The 26,368-nt window shown below is 38.4% G+C and carries 20 protein-coding genes; 3 read left to right on the top strand and 17 right to left on the bottom strand.

Annotated elements, in window-relative coordinates:
• The first annotated feature begins 40 nt into the window (after positions 1 to 40).
• Positions 41 to 1,447, top strand: a complete 1,407-nt coding sequence (locus tag DNJ75_RS04135; RefSeq protein WP_224742261.1) for an APC family permease — start codon at positions 41 to 43, stop codon at positions 1,445 to 1,447.
• 36 nt (positions 1,448 to 1,483) lie between these two features.
• Complete coding sequence (locus tag DNJ75_RS04130) at positions 1,484 to 2,716, top strand: MFS transporter (protein WP_117001920.1); 1,233 nt, start codon at positions 1,484 to 1,486, stop codon at positions 2,714 to 2,716.
• A 67-nt stretch (positions 2,717 to 2,783) separates the two neighbouring features.
• Here DNJ75_RS04130 and DNJ75_RS04125 read toward each other — a convergent pair whose 3' ends face one another.
• The 5 genes from DNJ75_RS04125 to DNJ75_RS04110 form a co-directional block, all read right to left on the bottom strand.
• Positions 2,784 to 6,140 (bottom strand): UvrD-helicase domain-containing protein, encoded by a 3,357-nt coding sequence (locus tag DNJ75_RS04125; RefSeq protein ID WP_117001919.1) that lies wholly within the window; start codon positions 6,138 to 6,140, stop codon positions 2,784 to 2,786.
• A 52-nt stretch (positions 6,141 to 6,192) separates the two neighbouring features.
• Complete coding sequence (locus DNJ75_RS15300) at positions 6,193 to 6,369, bottom strand: hypothetical protein (protein WP_157968198.1); 177 nt, start codon at positions 6,367 to 6,369, stop codon at positions 6,193 to 6,195.
• Between the two features lie 266 nt (positions 6,370 to 6,635).
• Positions 6,636 to 8,945, bottom strand: coding sequence for an MMPL family transporter (locus DNJ75_RS04120; protein ID WP_157968197.1), 2,310 nt, complete (start codon positions 8,943 to 8,945; stop codon positions 6,636 to 6,638).
• Between the two features lie 149 nt (positions 8,946 to 9,094).
• Positions 9,095 to 9,331 carry a hypothetical protein gene (locus DNJ75_RS04115; RefSeq protein WP_117001917.1) on the bottom strand — a complete coding sequence of 79 codons (237 nt, stop codon included), beginning with the start codon at positions 9,329 to 9,331 and terminating at the stop codon, positions 9,095 to 9,097.
• Positions 9,332 to 9,466: 135 nt separating this feature from the next.
• Entirely contained in the window at positions 9,467 to 9,769 is a 303-nt protein-coding gene (locus tag DNJ75_RS04110; RefSeq protein ID WP_157968196.1) for an antibiotic biosynthesis monooxygenase family protein, read from the bottom strand.
• A gap of 174 nt (positions 9,770 to 9,943) precedes the next feature.
• Here DNJ75_RS04110 and DNJ75_RS04105 point away from each other — a divergent pair, with 174 nt between their 5' ends.
• A complete protein-coding gene (locus DNJ75_RS04105) occupies positions 9,944 to 11,110 on the top strand; it encodes an amino acid permease (protein WP_117001915.1) in 1,167 nt (388 codons plus the stop codon).
• A 1-nt stretch (position 11,111) separates the two neighbouring features.
• On the opposite strand, the gene DNJ75_RS04100 is transcribed toward DNJ75_RS04105, so the two are convergent.
• The 12 genes from DNJ75_RS04100 to mutS form a co-directional block, all read right to left on the bottom strand.
• Positions 11,112 to 11,804 (bottom strand): Bax inhibitor-1/YccA family protein, encoded by a 693-nt coding sequence (locus DNJ75_RS04100; protein WP_117001914.1) that lies wholly within the window; start codon positions 11,802 to 11,804, stop codon positions 11,112 to 11,114.
• A gap of 93 nt (positions 11,805 to 11,897) precedes the next feature.
• Positions 11,898 to 13,373, bottom strand: coding sequence for an MFS transporter (locus DNJ75_RS04095; RefSeq protein WP_117001913.1), 1,476 nt, complete (start codon positions 13,371 to 13,373; stop codon positions 11,898 to 11,900).
• Between the two features lie 56 nt (positions 13,374 to 13,429).
• On the bottom strand, positions 13,430 to 14,050 hold the full coding sequence (lipB, locus tag DNJ75_RS04090) for a lipoyl(octanoyl) transferase LipB (RefSeq protein ID WP_117001912.1): 621 nt from the start codon (positions 14,048 to 14,050) through the stop codon (positions 13,430 to 13,432).
• Between the two features lie 3 nt (positions 14,051 to 14,053).
• Positions 14,054 to 14,407, bottom strand: a complete 354-nt coding sequence (locus DNJ75_RS04085) for an HP0495 family protein (RefSeq protein WP_117001911.1) — start codon at positions 14,405 to 14,407, stop codon at positions 14,054 to 14,056.
• A gap of 88 nt (positions 14,408 to 14,495) precedes the next feature.
• Positions 14,496 to 15,092, bottom strand: a complete 597-nt coding sequence (locus DNJ75_RS04080; protein WP_117001910.1) for an XTP/dITP diphosphatase — start codon at positions 15,090 to 15,092, stop codon at positions 14,496 to 14,498.
• 90 nt (positions 15,093 to 15,182) lie between these two features.
• Positions 15,183 to 18,296, bottom strand: a complete 3,114-nt coding sequence (locus DNJ75_RS04075; protein WP_117001909.1) for an efflux RND transporter permease subunit — start codon at positions 18,294 to 18,296, stop codon at positions 15,183 to 15,185.
• Positions 18,297 to 18,307: 11 nt separating this feature from the next.
• Positions 18,308 to 19,513, bottom strand: coding sequence for an efflux RND transporter periplasmic adaptor subunit (locus DNJ75_RS04070; protein WP_117001908.1), 1,206 nt, complete (start codon positions 19,511 to 19,513; stop codon positions 18,308 to 18,310).
• A 3-nt stretch (positions 19,514 to 19,516) separates the two neighbouring features.
• Positions 19,517 to 19,858: a disulfide bond formation protein B gene (locus tag DNJ75_RS15715; RefSeq protein ID WP_117001907.1), complete on the bottom strand. Its 342-nt coding sequence runs from the start codon at positions 19,856 to 19,858 to the stop codon at positions 19,517 to 19,519.
• Positions 19,845 to 20,051 carry a disulfide bond formation protein B gene (locus tag DNJ75_RS15710; protein WP_117001906.1) on the bottom strand — a complete coding sequence of 69 codons (207 nt, stop codon included), beginning with the start codon at positions 20,049 to 20,051 and terminating at the stop codon, positions 19,845 to 19,847. Before DNJ75_RS15710 ends, DNJ75_RS15715 begins: the two co-directional genes overlap by 14 nt.
• 317 nt (positions 20,052 to 20,368) lie before the next feature.
• Entirely contained in the window at positions 20,369 to 21,640 is a 1,272-nt protein-coding gene (locus tag DNJ75_RS04055; protein ID WP_150468930.1) for an MFS transporter, read from the bottom strand.
• A gap of 215 nt (positions 21,641 to 21,855) precedes the next feature.
• On the bottom strand, positions 21,856 to 23,439 hold the full coding sequence (locus DNJ75_RS04050; protein WP_117001904.1) for an ATP-binding protein: 1,584 nt from the start codon (positions 23,437 to 23,439) through the stop codon (positions 21,856 to 21,858).
• 159 nt (positions 23,440 to 23,598) lie between these two features.
• Positions 23,599 to 26,220 (bottom strand): DNA mismatch repair protein MutS, encoded by a 2,622-nt coding sequence (gene mutS, locus DNJ75_RS04045; protein WP_117001903.1) that lies wholly within the window; start codon positions 26,218 to 26,220, stop codon positions 23,599 to 23,601.
• Between the last annotated feature and the right edge of the window lie 148 nt (positions 26,221 to 26,368).

Below are 26,368 nucleotides of genomic sequence, written 5' to 3'. Positions count from 1 at the left end.
GTTATAATTTTGGCGTTTTAGATAAAATTATAGTGAAAATATGCAGATTTCATCTTCAAAATCGCTGACGCTGTTGCGTTTGGTGATGATTAATATTATTGCCGTTGATAGTTTACGTAATATATCGATTACCGCACAAGCTGGTTGGGTTGTGGTTAGTTTCTATATTTTAGCTGCGATTGTGTTTTTAATTCCTTGCGCATTATTAACGGCAGAGATGGCAACGGGCTACTCCAAAAACGGTGGCATTTATCTATGGACGAAAGAAGCCTTTGGTGCCAAGACCGGCTTTGTCATCTTATGGCTGCAGTGGGTTTATAACCTTGTATGGTTTCCTTCAATATGTGGTTTTTTTGCAGGGATTATTGCCTATATTATTGCGCCATGGTTTGGTTTAAATCCTAATGAGCTTGTCATGAGTCCGTGGTATATGATCAGTATGAGCTTATTCATGTTTTGGTTAGCAACGATTATTAATTTATTTGGGATCAAAACCTCTAGTACCCTAAGTGTCATCGGGGCAATCGTTGGTACATTAATGCCGATGTTGTTAATTATAGGTTTGGCATTATTCTGGGTTATGGCAGGGCAACCTATCTTAAAACCGCAAACCGTTTCAGATGTATTGCCAAGCCTTGCCAATATCGGCAGCTGGGGATTATTCTTGACAGTGATGTTTAGCTTATTTGGTTTAGAGATGAGCTCTATTCATGCCGGAAATGTAAAAAATCCCAAGAAGAATTTCCCTAAAGCACTATTGATTTCCAGTATTGTTATTCTATTGTCACTGATATTATCCAATATCGCGATCTTTACGGTGAATAGTAGCACGGGTGGGCAGGTTGATATTGTCACTGGACTTATGGCATCGTTTAATTATTTCTTTACACAATTTAATATGCCGTGGATGTCAGATGTTATTGCATTGACCTTGGTGCTTGGTGCGTTTACCACCGTGGCTGCTTGGATTATGGGCTTATCGCGCGCGTTTACGGTAGCTGCTGAAGATGGTCTTATTAGTAAAAGATTGGCGCAAACCAATAAATATGAAGCACCGAGTAAAGTACTTATGTTACAAGGCATTATCTTTTCCTTGTTTTGTTTGAGCTATGTGTTGATGCCAAGTGTTAATTCAGCGTATTGGTTTTTAAGTGCATTAACCGCACAACTTGCGGTGCTAGCCTATATTGGCATGTTTGCTGCAGCGATTAAATTACGTCGCCAAAATCAACCAAAACCTGGACAATATGTCATTTTCGGGGGTGTCAAGGGCACTGTCTCAATGGCTGTTTTAGGCTTTGTCGGCTGTGTTATTGCGATTAGTGTTGGCTTTATTCCAACCTCAGATGTCACGATGTCAGCAGTAAACTTTGATTTACTATTGCTCACTGGGATTATCATAGCATTAGTGATCCCTTATGTTATCACGCGGAATTATCAAGCTTAAAAAGCCATTAAGGTATTATTGTAAAGGACTATAAAAATGAAAAAATCGATTGTTGCTCTATTATTAGTTGTATTTATTGATGCGGCTGGAATTGGGATATTATTTCCCATTTTGAGTGATATTATCATGTCTCCTCAGTCTCACTTTCTAGCGGTTGAAACATCGATAGCGCAGCGTGAGTTTCTCTATGGCATGACAATTGCTATTTTTTTCTTTTGTTGGTTTATTGGCGCAACTTATTTATCAAAAACCTCAGATCAAATAGGACGCAAACGTGCACTGCTTATTTGTTTGTGTGGGATTTTTATAGGCTACGGATTAACTGCATTAGCGATTGCCTTTAACAGTTTAACGTTATTGATTTTAGGGCGTGTGTTCGGAGGTATCACTGCAGGCAGCCAGCCCGTTGCTCAAGCGGCAATTATTGATATTAGTAGCAAAGAAGAACGCACTAAAAATCTAGGTCTTATTATGTTTGCATTTGCTTTGGGTATGGTTGCCGGTCCGATTATTGGTGGTGTATTGTCAGATGCGTTTTTAGTATCGTGGTTTAACCATCAGTTGCCATTTTATTTGGTATTAGTCTTGGTACTGGTGAATATTTTCCTTCTTATTAGCTGTTATCAAGAGCAACCACCACAAAAAAATGAAGCATATCACTTCAATGTGACAGAGCTGATTACTCAGTTTGGCGGCGTTTTTAAAAATAAAAATGTGCTTAAACTGTCGATCATATTCTTTATGATGCAAATAGCATTTAATACGTTTTATGTGTTTTTGCCAGTGTATCTTTATCGCCAATATCAATATGGTGTGCTTATGAATAGTACAGTGATGCTCGTATTAGGCTTAGCAATGGCAATAAGCTCAATTGTGTTGGTGCCGTTATTAGCAAAACGATTGTCACAAAAACAAAATGTGATGATGGGATTAATTGTGATGGCATTATCACTTTCTTTGATGTTATGTGATATTACCCATTATGGCGCTTTTATCTTTGGCGGTATTTTAATGCTGTGCTTTGGTGTGGCATATACCAATATGCTTGGGCTTTTCTCACATGCAGTATCCGAGAAAGAACAAGGTTGGGTTATGGGGATTACGGTATCACTATTTACATCGGGTGCAGCAATTACGTCATTATTTAGTGGGAAATTATTAGATATAGCGCTTAAGCTACCTTTTATTTTGGTCGTCATTGTTTTTGTGATGAGTGTTGTCATGCTCAAGATCTTAACAATTGGAACTTATATAAAGAAAGACTCATAAGATCTTCGACTGATGCTCAGCCCACGGTGTTAATCGTTCCCTGAGCGAAGTCGAAGGGGTATATTACTTACAACGCTTGAAAATACGGAACCAATGGAAAATAAAGTGATAGCTTAATTGTGCTTGGGTTTATTTTAAAGTAGCGGGCAATAAGCTTTTGATAATTGATAAGTTGCGCACGATAGGTTGCTGTCTGAGTGCTTACAAATTCCTCCAAAGATTCATTGCTCACTGGTGTCGCAAATTTATAATCAATAATATGATATTGATCATTATTAATAATGATCCGATCAGCAATGTGTTTTTGTGTCTTACCAAAGTTCAAATGAAGCATCACTTGTTCATGCATGCCATGATCATCGATAATCCACGGAAATTGCGCTAGTGTATTGGTTATTGCCTCTTTAGCTAAAGCATATGCTTGAGCATAATGGACTTTGGCAATAGCATGTTGATGCAAGCAAAGTGTAAAATAATTTTGCCAATGGTTGATGTTATCTTTTGCACTACTTAAGTAATTAAATAGTTGATGCAATGCCGAACCGATTTGACGATCACTATTTATCACTAATTCATTGAGATCAGGGTGATTTAAGTCATTTTCTTTATCTGTTTTATCTGCATTATCAGCGTTATCTATTTCAACTGCTGTTTGATCAAGTTCAAAGTTGGGCACAGCAGTCGTTGAATAGTTCTGGACCTGTTTAATGACTTTATAGTATGGTTTTGGTTTTTTTGGCTCTTGCTCAGCCGAAACAGCTGATATATCATTGTTTGCGCTATCACACATAACCCAAGGCAGGTTTAATGGGGCTAGAAGTGCTAAAAAGCTATTATTAACAGTTTTGATATCATTGCCATTTTCATTAACTGCAGTAAATAAAAGTGTTGATTTCGCGCGAGTGACAGCAACATATAAGAGTCGTTGCAGCTCGTACTCAGCACGCTTTTTCTGCATGCTTTGGATGACTTTGAAAAGTGGCGGTGTTTCCTTGTCCCAGCTATGTTTAATAGGGCTTAACAGTAAATGATCTTTGCCATCGCTTAGGCGTACCGTATCATGCAAGAAAAGAGGTGTGTCATCGGCTTTACCGCGTTTATCAAGTTGCGGCAAAATCACAAAATCAAATTCTAAACCTTTGGATTTATGGACCGTCATAATCAATACATTGCTCTGTGAAGGACTACTGACAAACTTACGTTTTAATCGCGCGACAAAGCGATCAAACTGTGCAATGGCGGTCTTGTCATCGGTTAAATGGTTTTGTAAAAGGGTCATGAAGCTTGCAAACAGCGCATGATCATGATGAATACTAAAGCCATCGAGTGCTTGCCAGATAATCTTTAAGCGCGCTATTAAAGTGCTGCGAACACCATTGAAAAAATTATCCTTGATCCAGCTTAAAAAATAAAATGCTTTTTGGTGGTGAGGCTGGCTTTGTTGCATCTGAAGATAAACTGCTAACTTGGCATAAAATGAATGAGATTTCTCAGCTTGTTGCTCATTTAATTCTATTTGCTCAATCATTTGCAGTTCATTTAAAGAAAAGCCAAACAAAGGTGATTGCAGTAAACTCACCCAGTAAATGGACTGCTCAGGATTGTTTAAAAGCGCACAAAGGCACAATAGATCCATCACCATTGGTTGGTGGTAGAATGTTTCTATTTCATTTTCAACAACAGCAACTCCTTGAGCCTTTAATACGGGAACAAGATGCTTTAAATGGCTGCGTGTACGCACTAAAATGGCGACTTGATGATCTGGATGTTTATTAAGATGTGCTTTGATACTATCGGCAATAAACAGTGCTTCTTGTGTCAGGTCAGAAAATAATCGATAGTCAATAGCCTCTTGATTCAGCGCTTGTGATAGCGTTGTTGCCGGTGCGTAACTAATGCCGCCATAGTTTCTATCATCTTCTATAGGAAAAATGCTACAAAAATGAGAATTAACCCAATCAACAATGGATTTGTGTGAACGGAAATTGCAATCAAGCTGTAAAAACTCCAGTGCCAATTGGTTAATGCCATGCGTTTTAACATCTAGAAATTGATTGACCTCAGCTTGGCGAAAACGATAGATAGATTGCATTGGATCGCCAACAATAAACAGTGTTTTGCCATCATTGGGTTGCCATTCAAGCGTGAGCATTTGCAGTAACTTAAATTGTAAAATTGAGGTGTCTTGAAACTCATCAATTAAAAGATGCTTGATCTGATGATCAAGATAAAGCATCAAATCAGTCGGTGCTTCACTATTACCAAGGGCAGATAACGCTTGTAACGACACTTCATTAAAATCAATCAAAGCGCGCGCCTTAAACACAAGCTTTAGATAAGATACCAAACGCAATGCAATACGCGCGATTGCACTTAATATTTGCCATTCTTGATCGTCCAGTAGTAAGCGCTCATATAGGCGAATTTCAGCAACTAATGAGGTGATATCTAATAAACTGTTATCGCTAAAGGATTGCGTATAGCTAATAAGCCATTGAGCATAACCTTTAGCTTTGGCATCTTTAGCGGGGAGGCCTTGTTTGGCATTAAAGGTTTTGCGAAAAGTGTTGTCATTGGTAAAAAGCAGTTTAATCAGTTGTTGCCAGAAGATCGGATTGTCTTGATCTATCAGAGTTTCATTATGCTCATTATCACAAAATGCCAGTATTTCATTTAAGGTGAGTTGATTTTGATCAATATTTAACAACGTATTTAAGCGCCGTTGAAGCTCAGCAAAAAGCGCCTGAAAGCCAGACTCAATAATCGCTTTACTTTTTTTACTGTGAGTTGTATCCGTATTTATTAACTCGGATGATAATAAAATACCAAGCCATTGTTCACGTCTGGCGAGCATACTGCTAAGCAGATTTTTCACACGAGTAATATCATTATCAAGATGGGCTAACAGATCATGTAAATCCTGATAAAAAGGACTTTGTTGATGAGTGTCATTGATAAAGTCGTCAATGGCTTGTTCATATAAAAGCTCTGGTGAATCACTAATATCGGCATTAAATGCTTCATCTGTTTCAAACACCAGTTGTTTGGATAGGCTCTGACAAAATGCATCAATGGTCATAATGCGTAGGCGCTTAGGGCTCATTAATAGCTGCCATTCTTTATGCTTATCTTGTAACAAGGCTTGTTGGGCAAGTTTGAAAGTAAGCTTCTTATGTGGCTCATCTGGCTCAGGATTGTTTTGTGCCGCTAATAGGGATTGATAAATTCGCTGTTGCATTTCATTGGCGGCTTTATTAGTAAAGGTTAGTGCGATAATTTCCTCAGGTGCTTCAGCATGAGCCAGTAGATTCAAATAACGCTGCGTTAAGGTCTCGGTTTTACCAGAGCCTGCAGGTGCTTGTACGATAAAGGATTTTTTAGGATTAAGCGCTTCATTACGTGCCGCAGCATCATTAGGAATCATAATGTAAAGAGGATTGATTATGTTGAATGATATCCTAATCGATTCTTATCTTTTATTCATTATTATTACTGCGTTCATTTTTTAAATGGCGAATCTGTTCACTTGGAATCTTTAAGGTTTTAGCGACAACAGAAATTGGCACACCCATCTTTAGCATCGCCATGGCATCATTATAAACATGTGTCTGTAATGTATATGCCTGTGTGTTGTATGTGTTTTGCATTTCCATGATACGATCTCCTTTTTTGATGACTCAAAGCATAGTAGCGTAAAATTTGGTAGTATGCGAATAATTTTAATTCAACGAAGAGGTGATTTTTGTCTTTGAGAATTTCCCTGTGATGAATTAAGGATCAGCTGCGTTTTGGTTAAGTAACCAGAGTGTAATACCCCAAGAAATTTTAACAGTATCTTTTGAAATCAACTTCCGACACATTGTTGAAAGTGGGTGCACTAAAAAATGCAACCATTGAGAGGATTAATGTGGGTATTTGCCTACATTTGAGTGTATAAATTGAGTTTGTTTACTTTAGATGCCAGGGGTGACAATAAAAACGCACTGGCAATGCCGACAAATACAGCTAAGCCAAAGTAATGGATAACGGGTGTTTGGCTGAAGGCTAATAGTCCAAAGGAGAGAATGGTGGTAATCGCTGAGAGCGTGACCGCGAGCATCGTGCTATGTAAGCTTGATTTGGTTTCAGCAAAAAACAATACATAATCAACGGCAATGCCCAGTACTAGAATTAATGCCAGAATGCTAAAGAGGGTGACTGGTACATTAAATATGCCAAACACAGCAAGGCTTAGCAAGGTTGCCATTGTCGGTGGTACAAAATAGCAAATCGCTTTTTTAAGGCTTCTATAGCGTAACAATAATAGTAAAAATAACGCCACGAATACGATGCTAAGGAGATAGCTAATATACTGACGATAGGTTTTAAAGACATGGGAAATCTCATCTGCCTTGTTGATAAAGTTAGCATAAGGAAGCTCGACGCAAATCATCTTGATATCATTCATATTGAGTTTTTGTGATAACAAAACAATGGAAGCAAAAGAAGTAAATGGTGTATTAGAATTGGTTGACGTATTAGTTTTCCCCATCCATAAAAACTTTAAGTTTTGTGAAATGGGTGAGCTTAACCAATCGTTAACAGTCAGTGCTTTAAAAGGGATATTGCGCAAGTTCTTTTCAATGCTATCGATTTCTTTATTATCAACACCGATTTGGTTTAAAAAGTCACTTAATCGATTTTGTAACAGGTTCTCGCGCACAAGCGTGTAGTTTTGCTGTTGATCTTCAATACTTGGTAGATACTGGCTAATCGAGATAACTGGTTGTAAGATATTTGGGTTTTGCGCTTTAATTTTGTTAATCAATATATGCTCATGACTGATCACATCTTCAGGAGTGCTACCTGTCACAACAATAAAATCAGTGCTAACATCGCTGCCAATAATTGATTTTAACTGCTGTTCATTGGCTTTTAGTGCTTTGGGGGTTGCCTCTAAAATGCGAATGTCATCATTGCTATGAAGCTTGGAGATGCCAATGGCGGCAATGATGGCAAGAATCATGTAGATGATCATGATTTTTTTGATACTTAATTTTTGCCAGAGCTTCAGGTAAAGCGTGGCGATGTGGCAAATAAAGGAATTAAAAGCACGTTTATGTGGTTTAAGGAGATAAGGAAACAAGCACACCACAGCCAGGTATGACATAAATAAACCGCTAATGGCAAAGGTGGCAAGCTGTCTGAGTCCAGGAAAAGGGGCAATCGCGATAACCAAATAAGCAATGATAACATTTAAAAGACCTAGGGTAATGCCAGAGAAGATGCGCTTTAATCCCGCTGTTGACTGCCATAGCTTGCCACCATACAGTCGATCAGCATAGTAGAAAAATGCGTAATCAACTGATATACCAATCAAACTGGCACCAAAAACAAGTGTGAATAAAAAGACCTTACCAAATATAAAATAAGTCACAATAAAGGCAAAAACAAAGCCGATAGCGCTTGAGAATAATGTTAATAGCAATGGTGATAATGAACGAAAACTAATAAGCATTAAGAGAATAATACCAATCAGTGAGCCAACACCAATAATTGAGACATCATGGCGCGCGCTATCCGTGCCTGCTTTGGCATAAAACAGCATGCCGGTCATTAAAAAAGTGCTTTGTGGATAATCGCTTGTAATTGTTTGTTTAATATCACTAAAAAGATGCGTGATATTATTTTGATTACTTAAGGAAAAACTATCATCTTTTAATGTGGCATTAATCATGCTGTACCAGATGCCATTATCTTCGGTCATCAGATGATTTTTATATAAATCAAGCTTATTAGATGGTTTAGGCAAAGCTAAAATAAAGTGCTGAAAAAGAGAGAAAGGATCGTTTTGCAAAAGCTTAGAATTACTAATGCCAATAGGGTTATAGAGGTTAAACAAAGCCTGTTGGCTAATAGCATCAAACTGATGTTGCATTATAAGCTTATGATCTTTATCCGATAATAAGGATAAACGATAAGGGAAATAAAAACTTGCCCAAGCTTCTTGTTCATTGGTGCTCACACCATTAGTCACACTGGAGAAATAATTGGATTGTTGAAGCCTATGACTAAAGACATCCGAAGCTTGTAGCGCTTTATCTTGATCAGGATTGCCAACCAAAATAACGATTTGTTTACCCATCGTATTAGCAAAATCATCCGCAATCTTTTCCACACTATTAGCATCTTTGGCACCGGGTAATAGCGCCAGCATATTGGTGTTAATGGGTAAACCTTGGAAAAGCAAAAATACAAAGCTTAGAACGCTTAGGGTTGAAAGTATTATCCAAAGATATAAACGTTTTTTGAAACAATTCTTCTGAGAGTGCATGTTGATATAGATTTTAAACTCATGGCAGCATACTGGCAGAGAATCTAGAAAAGTACAATTTTTATTTAGGCGTGAGACATTGTTGAAGTTGTTGCATGCGTCTTTTTAGTTGTTGATGCATGTGTTTTAGCATGAGATTTGCTCGTATGTTGATGTGCATTATGCTTGGCTTCTTTGTGATGTTTCGTTGTTTTTGTATGTCCTGTACTGCTAGTAGTGCTTGGTGTACTTGCAAATGCTGTAAGTGACATTCCCATAATACCAACTAGAGCCAATGTGGTTTGTGTGATTTTCTTAATCATAATTTTTCCTTTTGTTTGTTTTATTATTTTTTTTTTGTTCTTTATGAGCGACAATATTGTTCGCAAGCGGCAAGATTAATGGCGAAGTATTAAGAAAATATTAAAATAGTTATAATTTGATAGGTATTTAATTTTCTATGAGATGCTATCTTCAATTAGCACATTATATAAACTTGGTATGTACTGTAAGCCTGTAACATTAAGCCCTTTAAGGGTATTACTTGCTTTTTGTATTGCTTGTTTATAATCAGACTCATTTGTCCATTGAGCAACATTAACGAGTTGAAAGGTTGCATTATTATCAATAGATTGATGAAGTTTGGTTGAAATATACCCCTTTTCTTTTTTAAGTTCATCATTGTATTTTTTCCAGAACGCTATACACTCATTTAGTTTTCCGTTAGGGACTGAGAAAGCGTTAATCAAGGTAATACTCATGGAATTCATCCTTATTATTTATCGTTAATGAATATTTTGTTTGAAAGTATCTTAATTTAAAGCATGTTGCAAGTGAGGTGCTCAAATTTTTGATGTGAATAGCAATGATTAAATATACTTTTTGTTTGTACTGCTGTATCGTTACGTTTTTGATGTGTTTAATGGAGAAAACAAATGACAAGATTGCTCGGTGGTGCGTTTTTAGTCGTTGGGACAACAATTGGTGCGGGGATGTTATCATTGCCGCTAATTACGGCAGCCTGTGGCTTGTGGGTATCGATAGTATTGATTATTATTTCATGGTCAGTAATGTACTTAACGGCATTAAGGCTTATAAAAGTCTGTGCACATCAGCCATTGGGAGTGAATTTTACCTCGCTGATCAAAGAGGAAATGCCCAAGAGCTTACAAGTGGTTTTCACATTGGTTTATTTGCTTTTGCTTTATGCGTTAATGGCTGCCTATACCACGCAAGGCGCATCATTGGTCAACTTGGTATCACAAGCACAGGTGCCAACGGTCAGTGTTGATGCTATTGTCTTTATCTTGATTTTTGGGCTTGTCATCTTAAGTACGCGCTTAAGCGATTATGTCAATCGCTCATTTGTGTCAGTTAAACTTGTATTTTATGTGCTTTGCGTAGTGAGCATGCTATTTGCCTTAAAATGGGCAAATATGCTTAAGATGCCATTATCTTTCTATGCTTTAGTGTTTGCGTGGCCAACACTATTGCCTTCTTTTGGTTTTCAGAACATCATTCCCGTATTGTATGAATATCAAAAGGGTGACGTTCAAGCAGTCAAGCGTAGTGTTTTTATCGGCAGTATCGCTGTATTGGTGATTTATATCATCTGGCTTATTGTCTGCTTGGCAATCTTGCCACAACAAGGCGTGCATAGCTATGAGACGATTTTTAAAGATGGAAATACCTTAACCGCGTTGATGAGTGAGATAAAACAAGCCACCCAAAGTGCGAGTATTAATACCTTCTTATCGGTATTTGTGAATATTTCAATTATTACCTCATTTATTTGTGTTGGCTTGTCGCTTTATCACTACATTAGAGATACGTTTAGACGATTTAATATTGAACTAAATAAAATTATTGGCTTTTTATTGACCTTTATTCCGCCGTTTATATTTACGGTTTTTTATCCTAAAGGCTTTATCTTAGCATTGCAATACGCGGCTATTTTTGCGGTAGTGATTTTTGTATTTACACCAATTTATTTAGATAAAGAAAATAGAAAAGAAGTTATTAATTTTTATCCTTTAGTATTGGGTGCTTTAGTTATAATTGCTCAAGTATTAAACTTGGCAGGAATAGCACAACCTTTTTAGCTTAGTTACGATTTCCTGAAAACATGCCTAGAAATTGCAGAATGGTTAAGAAGATATTTAGGATTGAAACATAGATAGTAACTGTCGCAACGATATAGTTTGTCTCACCACCGCGCACGATTTGGTTAGTTTGCCACAGAATAAAGCCGCCTGAAATAAAAGCAATAATAACAGACAGCGCTAAGTACAATGCTGGCATTTGTAAGAATAAGTTAACGACAATAGCAACTAATGCAATCAGTGCGCCTATGCCAAGGAAAGAGCCTAATCTTGAGAAATCACGTTTTGGATTTAAAGCAATCGCTGAAAGACCTAAGAAAATAGCGCCTGTTGCGCCTAAGGCCATCATGATAAGCTCAGAACCATTGCTAAATGTTGTGATGTAGTGATTTAATATTGGTCCTAATGTCCAACCTAAAAAGCCAGTTAGTGCGAATGTTAACACTAATCCCATTGGGCTATTACGTGTTGCTTGCACGCCAAATAGCAATGCAAAATACACAATTAAGGTAATGATGGGGTTGATCACAGGGGCTGATACCATCATTGACCAGCCAGCCGTTAAGGCACTGAACAAAAGGGTTAGTGATAGTAGCAAATAAGTGTTGCGCAGCACTTTGTTGGTTTGAATGATTGAGCTGCCACGAGCATCAATCACGCGCGCATTTTGTTGGTAGTTAAAACGATCGTTCATATTCTCTCCATATGATATTTAATTAAAAAGCTCAAAATCGCTGCTAAGTATATGGGGAGAGTCGCTGAAAAAACAATAGCCAATGGCTTAAATTTAGACATTTTTTTTATGATAGTGCATGAATTTTGATAATAGGTAGGCAACTAAAGCGCATAGTAAGCCAGCAACAAACAGCGTGCCATAAAGATAAGATAATGATTGATAAGTGTTTGTTAGAATTTGCGAATTGAGAATATTTTGATTAAGAGAGTAAACAAAGACACCGATGCCTGCGGTAATGATAAAGAAAAAGCCCATTACGATAGACTCATATTTGCGTGGTGAAAATTTACCAACCATCGCGTAATACAAAGGTAACAACAATACTTTGGCAACGGAGTTTAACATCAAGGTGATGAGCAACAGGTAGTTTCCAGTCATTGCAAAATGATTTAATGATTGCGAGAAAAAACTAAAAAATAATAAGCCCGATGCTAATGCCATAAAGAGTGTGGCAAGACTAAATAAGCGGATTAAGCGCTTCATGTGTTGCGTGTGTTTATTCTTATTCCACAGTACTGCCGAGACAAAACCAATAATGAGTACCAAAGCAATATTGGCTTCAAAAAAGAAATCAGCTGACAAACTCTTGGCGTTAAAAAAACCATAGTCACGGTTAAAGAGAGTTAAATAGTTAAGAAAAATAGTAATAATACTCTTATCAGCTAGCCAGAAAAATACGCTAAGGGCTAATAGAATAAGCAGCAAGCGATTGCGTTTGCGCTGAGTTTCATCTTTTTCAAGATATGCATAGATAAGCATGATGATAATCGCGATAAGTGCTAAAGAGATAATAATCGCTTGTAACACGCGCTGATAATGCAATAAGAAATCAGTCAATGAGGACAGTACGATTAAAATAAATATAACACTATAAGTCGATGGTGTATATTTTGCTTCAACGCCATCAATCAGTCCAATATTGCGATTAAGATAAATGCCACCGGCTAAGAAAATAAGTACAGCAAATAGGGTGACTACCGCCATGATGATAAACCAGTTTTGATAGCTTAAATGCTGCAATGAGCCACCAATTGACAAGGACAATGCTGCACCAAGAATTGTCGCCATATACATCAAGGTAAAACCTGCGTGGCGTCTTGGGTCATCTTGGGTATAAAGAAAGCTTAATGTAGTGAATAAATTGGGGATCACAAGACCTACACCGATAATATAAGCAGAAAAACCAATTAAGGATAAGTTGTTAAGTGATAGTAGAATAAGGGCAACAAATGAATAAAGCATACCGATAATCACCGAGCGGCGATGGCCGATCATATAACCTAAAATGCCACCGATTAACCCCGCGGCACTATATAAAAAGAGATTAGTCACAAGGTTAAAGTTGATGGCTAAAATATCAGGGGTTAAGCCTTCTTGTGTGCTATCAGCAATGCTATGAATGAAGCCAGAAAAATGTACCGTAATGGCTGCTGTGCCCATACTATAAAATAGCGAGGTTAATAACAAAAACCACAAGCCAAAGGGCTGTTTGGTGTTAAGAAGTAGTTTTTTAGGTTTTAATTGCATAGCCTATGCGCGTCAAATGAGTCTTTGGCTATTATGACAATAATCTCATGATGGGTCTAACTGAAAATTGAGTTATCTAACCTTTGAGTCAATATTTTGGCATAGTTATTCAATACATCGGTAATGCTGATTCTAGGGTTATGTGCATGAATTTGTGTCATTTTCAAGCCTTGATAACCACAAGGGTTGATATAGCTAAATGGTGTTAGATCCATATTTACATTAATGGCAAGACCGTGATAAGTTAGTCCTTTTTTAACACGTAAACCGAGTGATGCAATCTTAGCTTGATCAACATAAATACCTGGTGCATTCTCAATCGTATGACTGCCGATGCCATAGGTTTTTAGTAAGTGCATGCATGATTTCTCAATCGTGCAAACAAAGTTTTTAACACCTAAATTAAGGCGTTTAAGATCAAACAAAAAGTAAATAACCGCTTGCCCTGGTCCGTGATAGGTGACTTGACCGCCGCGATCAGTTTGGATAACAGGGATGTTTCTAGGATTAATAATGTGCTCAGGCTTGCCGTGACGACCTTGGGTAAAAACAGCCGTGTGTTCAACAAGCCAGATTTGGTCTTGAGTATCTTCGGTACGTGATTGTGTAAACTCAATCATTGACTGATAAACTGACTCGTAGTCCTGTAATCCAAGATTTTTAATGAGGATTGACATCTGTTAAAGCACCATGTGAATCTCGGGATGCCCACTTAATGCTTGATAAATATTATCAAGCTGCTCTTTGCTCGTTGCTTCAAAGATTGCGGTAATAGAGATGTATTTACCGGTTTTGCTTTCACGTGTGGTGAATTCAATTTTCTCAGGATTTTCGATGTATTTCTCTAAGGTATTAAGGACAAACTCAGCAACTTCTTTTTGTGGATTGGCCATGATTTTTATTGGAAATCGGCAGGGAAACTCAAATAAGGTTTCAGTCTGCTTTGTCTCACTACCTTCAGCTTTAGTTGTCTCTGCAGGAAGTGCTTGTTCTTTTTTATTTTCTGGTGTTTCTTTTTTGCCGTTGTTGCTCATCTTAAATATAACCTATAGTTAGCAAACAATATTGCGCTTCAGTGTAATGTAAAGTATCAAGAAAATCATCTTGAAGTATCATTTTTTTCTACAAAAGGCGGTGGAGTTTCTCTTTGAGTTTTGCCAATGCGCGAGCGCGATGACTCACACTATTTTTAACCTCATTAGATACTTCAGCCATCGTTTGCTGATATTCAGGCAGTAAAAAAACTGGGTTGTAACCAAAGCCATTATTACCGCGACGCGCATGTGTGATACTGCCGTCAACATGTCCTTCAGCAATCACAGGCATGGGGTCATGCTCATGCATTACCAAAGCTAAGACACATTGAAAGTGGGCTTGACGTTTATCATCGGTGATATCTTGCATATCAGAAAGCAGCTTATCGATATTAGCTTCATCATTCCCATGCCCGCCTGAGAAGCGTGCTGAGTAAATCCCAGGCGCTCCCTTTAAGGCATCAACGCATAAGCCAGAGTCATCGGCAAGCGCTGGAAGACCTGTAAATTGCGCACAGTGTCGTGCTTTTAAAATGGCGTTTTCAACAAAGCTTAAGCCGGTTTCATCAGCATCGGTGACATTAAACTCTGTTTGTGGAATGACTTTAAAGCCCAAGGGCGATAATATCTCGCTGACTTCTTTGATTTTCCCTTTATTACTTGATGCAAAGACAATTTCTTTCATGTGTTTAGTAAGTCCTGTGTTTTTTTAGTTTGCAAGCTTGATAATTCATATACCATTTTCTTAAGGCGATAACCGCCCAAATCCCTTCAATTATTCTAAATGATGATTTTTGTTAATTTGTGCGATGATCTTATCTTCTTCTTTCCAGCGTTCAATCAATGCGCGACGATCTTTGGCAAGATACGTGTAAACAACAGGGACAACAAAAAGGGTGAAAAGCGTACCAATCGTCATACCAGATGCAATAACAATACCGATAGATTGGCGACTAACAGCTCCAGCTCCTGTAGCGAGCACCAATGGTATAACACCAACAACCATTGCAGCCGTTGTCATAAGAATGGGGCGCAGGCGAAGGGCAGCTGATTTTAAAATTGCCTCAACTTTATCATAGCCTTCTTCTTGCAGTTTATTGGCAAACTCCACCAACAAAATACCGTGCTTACTAATCAGACCAATCAAGGTAATCAAACCAACTTGCGTGTAGATATTGATTGAGGCATAACCTAAGTTAAATAGTTGCCCTAGATACAGTGGAATTAACGCGCCACAAATAGACATTGGCACACTGATTAAGATAATCAGTGGGTCTCTGAAGCTTTCAAACTGAGCTGCAAGCATCAAAAAGATCACAATCAGGGCGAATAAGAAAGCAACTGCCATTTGGCTGCTGTTTTCCAAGAATTGACGCGCAGAACCTGCGTAGTCATGCGTATAACCTTGTGGCAGTTCTGTTTTAGCAAGACTCTGCATATATTCAATCGCCTGACCTTGACTAATGCCTGGTGTGGTTACTGCATTAATGGTTGCTGAGTTTAGTTGTTGGAAACGATTTAAACTCAGTGGCACACTTTGCGTTTTAAATGTGACAATAGCTGAAAGTGGCACGAGCTTGCCACTGGCTGTGGTAATGCGGATTTGTCCAAGCTGTTCTTTGGTCAACTTCAAATCATCCGCAAGCTCAGGAATAACCTGATAGCTGTAACCAAGCATACTAAAGTAGTTAACGTAACCTCCTGAGTAAGCATAACCAAGTGCTTGAGCAATTTGCTGCATGCTGATCCCCAAGGAAGCTGCTTTTTCACGATCAATTTGTACAATCATTTGAGGATTATCAAATTGTAGATCACTTTGAGCAAAGACAAACAACCCGCTTGACATCATTTTGTTGATGACATCATTAGCAATGCCATAAATACTTGGATAGCTATTAACGGATTGGATGACAAACTGCATCGGTGGACCAAATGAAATACCTGGTAACGACGGCATCTCAAAGGTATAAATTTGAGAGCCTGCAACGTTATTGACAAGGTTTTGCAATACCGGTTTGATTTCCATTTGTGTTTCTTTGCGCTCACTCCATGGTTTTAATACCACGCCGCCAAAGCTGTTATTACTTTGTGGATAGCCATTGACAACGAAGGTTGACTCAACACCTGGTAAGCTTTGCATGTCTTTATAAAGCGCTGGCGCGAAGGTATTTAAATAGTGAATGTTAGCTGGAGACGGGGCTGTTCCTTGGATACCAATAAAGGCCTGATCTTCCGTTGGTGCAAGCTCTGATTTTGTACCCATAAATAATGAGTAGCAGCTGATTAAGACGACTGCACCAAATAAAATCACGACGATGCGCACGCTCATCACAAGACGTAGGGCACGCTCATAAGCATTTTTAAGTTTCTCAAATAGCTTATCAATAAACTTAACTGTTTTTGCCTCAGTAATTGATTTAGAAAGGACTTTTGAACAGAGCATTGGTGAGAATGTATAGGCAACAATGCCAGAAATGACAACAGCACCCGCTAATGAGTAAGCGAATTCAGTAAATAATATCCCTGTTAAGCCACCCATCATCCCAATCGGTAAGTAAACGGCAACAAGGGTTAATGTCATTAAGATCACAGGGTTGGCAATTTCTCTGGCACCTTGAATAGCTGCTTCAAAAGGTGTTGCCCCTTCTTCGATGTGTCGGTAAATGTTCTCAAGCACAACAATCGCATCATCGACCACGAGCCCAATAGCAAGTACCATCGATAACAGCGTTAATAAGTTGATTGAGAAGCCCATAAGAAACATTAATAAGAATGAACCAATCATCGATAATGGAATAGCAACCACTGGGATAATAACGGATCTAAAAGAACCAATAAATAAGAATAAAACAACGGTTACAATAATCACCGCTTCAATCAGTGTTTTTACTACGTCTTCAATAGATGCTTTAATATAAGTGGTATTGTTGTAGACAATATTCATGTTCAAACCAGTGGGTAGACTGGCTTTTATACTTGGCAAGTCTTTCATGATATTATCAACAACGGTGAGGACGTTAGCATCAGATGCGGCAACCACACCTGCAAAAACGCCATATTTGCCATTGAAGCTTACATTGGCAGTATAGGTTTGAGCACCCAATTCAACCGTCGCAACATCACCTAATCGAACGAGATTGCCATTTTCATTTTTAACAACTAATTGTTTATACGTTTGTGCATTATCAAGGTTGGTGGTTGGGTTTAAGGTGACGTTAAAGTAAGGACCTTTGATTTGTCCACCGGCAGCAATCAAACTATTTGCTTGTAATGCATTGGCAATATCGTCGGGGGTGACATTAAAGCGTGCCATCTTATCATAGTTTAACCAAACACGCATGGCATAATCTTTTTGCCCCCAAATGATCACATTGGAAATGCCGCCCAAAGACTGTAGCTTAGGGGTTAGCTGATTTTTGATATAAGCTGTAATCTCCTGTTCATTTAAGGCGTCACTGGTAAAGCCTAAAATGAGTGATGGGAATGAGTTACCTGATTGCATATCAATTGCGGGTGATTGCGCGCCACTTGGCATGACGTTTTGTACGGCATTGACTTTTTGTACCACTTGACTAAGTACATTATTAGGATCAGCACCTAGTTTAACGTTAATCGTTAATGTACTTAAACCCAATACGCTTTGCGAGGTCATGTAATCAATACCATCAGCTGCACCAACGGATTGCTCTAGTGGTGTTGTGATAAATCCTTGAATAATCTCAGGGTTAGCTCCAGGATAAGCGGTTGTTACAATAATTGTCGCATTGTTCATATATGGGTACTGGCGTACCTGCAAGGTAAATGCCGTCCCTATTCCAGCAACGAGTATCAGTAAGCTGATCACCGTTGATAGCACAGGCCGTTTTATAAAGATATCAATAAAATGCATATGCCGTTTTCCTATGGGTTGTTTTTGAAGTCAACGTCATTATTGATAACAACACTAACACCGTTTTGCAGTTTGTTTTGACCAGAGGTCGCCACCATGTCACCAGCTTTAATGCCTTCAACGATGACTTTATTATCATTAGTCATAGTCGTTTTCACTGGAACCTGCTTAGCTGTGTATTGCTGTTTACCTGTCGATACGAGCTGAACCTGTCCATCTTTCATAGCGCTGTATTCAGACATCACAGGTTGACCATCTTTTGAGTCAGGTTCAAGTACATAAACTGTTTCACCATATAGGGTATAGCTTACGGCATTTCGCGGGATAATGATGGTGTTTGGAATCGGAGGAAGAATTAAACTGACATCAAGGAACATACCAGGGTAGATCAAATGTTGTTGATCCTTGTTATCAAAGGTTGCTTGAATGTTAAGTGCTCTGTTATCACTGGTGATTTGTGAGTTAATGGCAGTGATTTTTGCCTTGAAAGTAACACCTGGATAGGAGTCAGAAGTAAACTCAATGTCACCGCCAACTTTAACATTGCTAAAGTTATTTTGTGGAATACTAAAATCTATGTAAATCGGTGATATTTCAGTTAGCGTTGCTGCACTGTTGCCAGCACTAAAGTATTGACCTAAGCTAATTTGACGCAAACCAATCTTACCATCAAATGGTGCTTTTACCGTGCGATAGTTGATATCAGCTTGAATCGATTCAACATTAGCAAGGTTGGCTTCATATTTTGCGTGTGACTCATCCGCTGTTTGTTGTGAAACCGCTTGGCTTTTCATTAAGTCAAGATCACGCTGATAAGTGATTTTGGCTAATGCTAGATCAGCTTGTGCTTGCTTTAGCTGTGCTTGTAACTGTTGCGTATCAAGTGTGAATAACACATCACCTTTTTTAACCATTTGTCCAGCCTCAAAAGAGATGGTTGATACCAAGCCTGAAGCTTGAGCGGTAACATTGACATTTTGGATGGCGACAGCTTCACCAATGGTTTTAACACTTGGGTACCACGTTTCAGATTTAGCATCAGTAGCAGTGACTTCAGGTGCTTGCATTTTCCAAGTTGCCATGGCTGAAGCCTTTTTACCGTTGACAAAACTGGCAAAGCCAAAGATGCCGCCAAAGATAACGACAAGAATGGCAATGACGATGATAAAAGCTTTAATAAGCTTTTTCTTAGGTGCTTTTAGGGAGAGTTCAGCCATGATTTATCCTTCTGTTTTCATATTTTTTGTTTTATTTATTAAATTGCGATGGTTATAAAATAGAAACTGCCAAAAATGTAGCGTACTAAGTACGATAAAGATAATAAAACTATAACTTGCCATGCTTAAGCCAAACAGTTGCCAGTCAACTTGTGAGCAGTCAGGTCCACTTGTGAAAAGTGACTTTAAGAAGTCCAAAAAAGGTAGATTTTGAAATAAACTATCGACACCTGCTTCACAGCTGCCGATATATTCACTTGGGTTTATCTGCATCCAAACTTGCTTTAAGGCAACTAAGGCGCCAAGTAATGCAATTACACCAAGGATAAAACTATAAATACGCACCCCCCTTTATTTTAGGCTTATGAATAAGGGCGATAAGTGCAATAATGCTAATAAATAGAATAGCAAATTGTTGTAGTAAGCACATAGGACAAGGCTTTAAACCCGTTAGCTCAAAATAGATAATGCCAGCAATCACCAAAAGACCGATGATAAATGTTTTTAAATAGATTTGCGGGCTTCTAAATCCGTGCATATTGATTTCCTTTAATCTCAAATTGCTTTATGCGTTTAATCATTATAGAGCAAAAAGCACTGAAGTCATTATTTAGCATAGTAGATGCTAGCTGAAAGTAGTGATGAATAGTCGTAAAAATACTAAAATTACACGATTTTGACAAAGTATTTATGTAATCAGTATCTTGTTGTATCGTTGGCACATGGCAAATTTTGTTGATCATTAATCGTTATACTGTCTTGTAAAACCCAAAATTAGAACAGGCGTTCATTTTAACGAGGGTTTGCAGTAAATCCAACAGGGTTTGTACTTTTTTATATCGAATTACGTTAATGTTACGAAACGTGTGCAAGTGATGTTGATTTTGAGATGGATTTCATTTTGAAAGAGAGTGCCAAACAAATACAGAATAAGACGATAATCAGTATAAATATGCGTTGATAGATTTCAGCCGGATAGATATGTGTGCTTTGCATTTGATTGCTAATGACTAGATGAATCAAAATGCCGACAAGTTGAATGCATATTGCGCCTAATAAAACTGAGAACATATTAGTAATACCAAGTGCTATGCCTGAGTATTGGCGTGGTACCAAAAGGGCAGAACGATTATAAGAAGGAATGATTCCAGCATTACAAATCCCATAACAAAAATAAATTATCTGTAATTCAAGTAGCGATAATCTCGGCACATAAATAATCACAATCATTAAGATAAGACAAAGCAAAGCGGATAAACGCATCAATTGCAGTGCGTTGCAAATACTGTTTAAAAAACCAAACAAAGGGCAACCAAACACCATGCCAATAAAAATAAGACTGGTGGTAAAGGCGGCATCTGTGTGTGTTAACCCTCTGAAGCTCGCAGTAAATGACGCACCCCACATCTCGGCAAAAACGGTTGTTGGTCCATATAAGCAACCAATAAACAGGCAGTTTAGCCATAGTGCTTTATTCTTTATCACTTCTTTAATGCCGTGGGATATTTTGCTGCTATTGTTAATCGCTGCAAACGGTTGCTTCGTTGCATTGTGTTTGCTCATCCACAGCATAAGAAGACCAATGATGAAAAATAATATCGCAAAACTAAGCATCGCGACCTCAACACCAACATGATGCACATAAATACTCATTGGCGCTTCACCAACAGCAGCGCCAAGCATGCCCATGGCTTGGGTGATGCCAGTGAGCATGGCAAAGATGCTCGGTGTGAAGAAGTTAATCGCTAAACGCAGTGTGCCGACAAACGCAAATGCACCACAAAAAACCATGAGCATACGTGCAATAATGGCAAGTGTTAAGCTATTGGCAAGAGCAAAAATAATACAAGCAACACCAGTGATAAAAGCAGCTAGCATCATCACTTTTTTAGGCCCAAATTTATCGGTAATCATACCAACAGGAATTTGCATAAGAATGTATGGATAGTAGAAAAAGGCAGATAAAGCACCAAGTCCCGCGGCAGTGACTGAGAACTTGTCAGAAAGCTCAGGCAACATGACACTAGGGGAGACGCGCAGAAAGTACTCACAAAAGAAGAAAAATGCACCCAAAAACCAGATGAATAAACTTAAATGTACTTTATTGGTTGTTATTGTCGCTTTCAAAGTTCATCAGGGTTTTTAATAAACGAAAAAGCATTATGACTTTGAGTTAAAGCGATTGCAATGCGCAAATGCTAAATAATTTTGCACAAAATGTAACGAATTTAAACCAGTTGTTTATCTACGGTTTTAAGCGCTGATTTAAGATCAAATAGTGTAGTGCGATTCGCCTTGGTATATAGCCATCACAAAGCAATTTACAGCATCTCTGTACAGAACTAATTCTCATCATTTAAAAACGGTTCAACCACAAAGCCATTGACTGCGCGAGTATTTTGATCAAAGGAAATGCCGACTTGATAAATTGGCAAACCTAGATGCAAAAATTTATGGGCGTAGTTTTTGTCAATAATTTGTTGTAATGCGTCTTTAGAGAGATCTTTATCATTCGCGACTTTAAGCTCAAGAATAATGACCTTGTAATCAGGGATCACAATCGATATATCAATGCGCCCAATTGCGGTGGAGTCTTCAGCTACCACATCATAACCAAGTGCGGTTAGATAACTATAGATCACTGTGCAATAAAAACCTTCATAATCTTGAATGGGGTTATTGCGATACCATTCATTAGGGATAGAGGCGTACAGGGCGACCACACAATCATAAAACATTTGCCAATCATCAGACAGTAAACTGTCACTTAGGCGGCTAGTGTTAACCGCATTGGCGTGCGAGTTTGTGCCAATGAGCGAGACACAATTATTGAAAGCGGCTTTGACCTCGAGATTAGGGTACTTCAGGCGATAACCGATTTGCATGCCAATGTTTATTTTTTCTTTGATGGTCAAGTATCCTGCTTGAAATAGCAATGCTTCAAGTGGGATATTTTTTACATCAATGCTGTCAATAAAGCGCGCTTGTACTTGATAGTTTTCAAAGTCAGGGACGCGATAGCGATGCTTTTGCAGCAGTTGGATTAAAAATGAGGGAGTCCCCGTTTGAAACCAATAATCGCGGTACTCATATTGATTACGGATAAAGAGTAAGATGTCATAAGGATTATAAACCTTTTGCTGCGCATGACCGCCAAAGTTATAGCCGTTATACCATTTTTTAAGCTTGTCTTTGTCAACATCGATTAAATAGTCTTGAAATGCAGATTCAAGCTCACTTTGCGTATAACCACAGATATCTGCATAAGGTTGCATTAAACTAATATCTTCAAGATTATTAAGACCTGAGAATAAACTGACTTTAGAGAATCGGGTTACTCCTGTGAGCAAAACAAACTTTAAGTGCGCATCATTATCCTTAATAACACTATAAACCCCCTTTAATATTTCACGATTACGTATTGCTGCGTGCTCATCGGTGATGACATCTAAAATTGGTTTGTCGTATTCATCGACAAGTAAGACAACAGGTTGATTGTATTTTTCATGTAATGCTCTAATGAGATAATGCAGTTGAGCACCATAATCTCGTTTGGGAAGTGAGAGATCATGTGCCTTTGCATGTTCCTCTAAAGTGAATTCAATAATATCTAATGTTGTTTTTTCACTATTATAAGCGCTTGATCCACCAAAGCTTAGATGAATAACAGGATAAGTGACATCCCAATCCCAATTAGTCTCTGCAAAGGTGTCTTTAAATAGCGCTCTATTACCTAGAAAAAGCTGTTTTAACGTATCAAGGGTTAAGCTTTTGCCAAAGCGTCTAGGACGTGATAAAAAGAAGTACCGCCCTGAGTTAATCATCTGTAATAAATGTCGAGTTTTATCAACATAGATGGCATTTCTTGCTCTAATTTGAGTAAGAGTAGAATCACCGATGGGGAGATTTTTTTGTACTTCATTCATGGTTTTAGCGCTAATCACTTTTCAATTGTTTTAAAGTTTAGCAAAGTATGATTGTAAAGTCGAAGGGAGAGAGAGGACATATGGCTTTGACTAATGCTCAGAGTGCGGGTTAGCACTTATCGCTGAATATATAGTCTTAGCCGATAAAATATAACGAATTTAAATCAGTTGTTTTTCTGTTGCTTCAAGTGTTGATTTTAGGTCAAATAGTGTCATCATTGCTTCAATTGGGGTGAGTTTGTTAGGATCGAGTGCTTTAAGCTTTTCAATCACCAATTCATAATCATGCGCTATGCTATTATCATGTTTGTCATCATGGTCATGGTGAGCTGTGAAACTAAAGTCCAAACTTTGCTGAATAGGCGCGTAAGGATCGTTATCGCGCATCTCTAGGCGTGATAGAATCTTTTTGGCATTCTTTAACACATCATGGGGCACGCCTGCGAGCTTTGCTACTTGAATACCATAGCTTTTAAGTGCGGCGCCTGGTTTGGCTTGATGCAAAAAAATAATGTTATCTTTATATTCTGTTGCCTCAAAGTGGATATTCTCTAAAGTAGGGTATTGTGCAGCCAAGTGAGTCAATTCAAAATAATGTGTGGCAAAAAGTGTATAAGCTTCGATTTTTAACAGCTTTTCAGCACATGCCATTGCCAGTGCTAAGCCATCAAACGTACTGGTGCCGCGTCCAATCTCGTCCATTAGCACAAGGCTCTTATCCGTTGCATGACGCAAGATATGTGCACACTCGGTCATCTCCACCATAAAAGTTGAACGCCCAGAGCTAATATCATCGGATGCGCCAATGCGTGTGTAAATCGCATCAATATCACCAATTAATGCACTTTGCGCGGGAATAAAAGACCCTAAATGGGTAAGAAACACAATATGCGCGATCTGACGCATATAGGTGGATTTCCCGCCCATATTGGGTCCGGTAATGATTTGTAAGTGCTTTTGCTGATCTAAGCGATTACTATTAGCAATAAAGGGCGATTTAGATAAAGCTTCAATCACTAAGTGACGTCCGTCTTTGATATCCAAAACCTTATCTTTTGATAATTGCGGACGATTTAATTTTAAGGTGATCGCACGCTCTGCTAAATTGCTTAAGACATCAATCTCAGCAATTGCTTTTGCCGTTTGTTGCAGATCTTGGTACACCACAAGAATCTCTTCTAAAATATCCTGATATAGGCTTTTCTCATAGGCGAGTGCTTTTTCCGCACTGCTTAGAATCTTATCTTCAAAGGATTTAAGCTCAGGTGTGATGTAACGCTCAGCATTTTTGAGTGTTTGTCGGCGCGTGTAATCAACTGGCAGCTCTACTTTATGCGCTTTCGATATTTCAATATAGTAACCATGCACTTTATTAAAGCTAACCTTTAATGTGTTTATTCCTGTGCGTTCACGCTGTTGTTGCTCAAGTTGAATTAAATAGTCACCCGCATGCTGACTGATGTTTCGCAATTCATCAAGATGTGCATCAAAACCTTCCTTTATTACACCGCCATCGCGAATGGTGATCGGTGGTTCATCAACTAAAGATGCATTTAAAAGTGCGAGAATTTGCGGTAATAATGTTAAATGCTTAGCATGTGCTATAAGCAATGGATCATGTTGGTTGTTTTCAATTGTTGCTTTGAGATCAGGCAAAATACTTAGGGTATGTCTCAGCGCAATTAGATCTTTGGGCTTGGCACTATTTAAAGCAATACGTGAGGCAATGCGCTCGATATCTTGCGTTTGCTTAAGCAACTCCTGAATGCCATCAATGGCTGATTGCTGAATGAGATCTTGTATTGCATCTTGACGGCTATTCAAAATATGATGATCTTTTGTTGGCGATTTAAACCATTGCTTTAATAGGCGATTGCCAAGTGCTGTTTGACACTTATTGATAATCGCAAAAAGTGTGTGATTGCCTTTGCCAGAGAGGCTTGTTTCAAGCTCAAGATTACGTCGACTTGAGGCGTCAATATTTAATAAGTTCTCATTAGATTCAATGGTGATATTATGTAGATGTTTCGGTGTTGCTTTTTGCGTATTCTCCAGATAATTGAGTAAAGCACCAGCGGCTGATACGGCTAAAGGCTTTTTATTGAGCTCATCAGTTAGGGCATTTTGACCAAAATACTGTTGAATTAATTTTTTGGCACCCATTAATTGAAATTCCCACTCGGGACGCTTTTGGATAGAGATTTGTTCATTTCTCAGATTAGGCTGAATTTCATCGGAACTTGATTCACAAGTCAGTAACTCTTTGGCTTTTAAGCGATGCACCTGATCGTGAAGTGTATTATCCTCACGTTTGATTTCAAGCACTTTTAGCTCACCTTGGGTAAACTCCAAATAGGCAATGCCTATACGTGTTTTATTCTCAAAAACTGCCATTAGAATATTGCTATCGTGACTATCGGTAAAGCTTTCTTCAGCGACAGTTGCCGGAGTAATAACACGTACAACCTCGCGTGCTACGGGACCTTTGTTTGTAACATCTCCCACTTGCTCACAAATAGCTACACTTAAACCTTGTTTGACCAAGCGTGATAGATAATTCTCAGCAGCGTGATAAGGTACACCTGCCATAGCAATGGGTTCACCATTTGATTTGCCGCGTGTTGTAAGGCTGATATCCAGAAGTTTAGCGGCTTTGTGCGCATCATCATAAAATAACTCATAAAAATCGCCCATGCGATAAAACAAAAGTGTCTCAGGGTATTGAGATTTGATCGTTAAATATTGCTGCATCATCGGTGTGTGCGTGCTTTCAGTCGACATGGCGTAGTTATCTAAAAATATCAATGCTGAGTATTGTACATGATAGAGTGACGACTTTTAATGGCTATTTTAACAAAACGTTTTAACTTGTGCCCATAGCATTGTCGTTTAAAAATCATTAGAATGTGGGCGTCAATAATAAAACAGA

Source organism: Cysteiniphilum litorale (genome assembly GCF_003428165.1).
GTDB lineage: Bacteria > Pseudomonadota > Gammaproteobacteria > Francisellales > Francisellaceae > Caedibacter > Caedibacter litoralis.
Note: the sequence above shows the minus strand (reverse complement) of the source record. Positions and strands in the feature narration are given on the sequence as shown.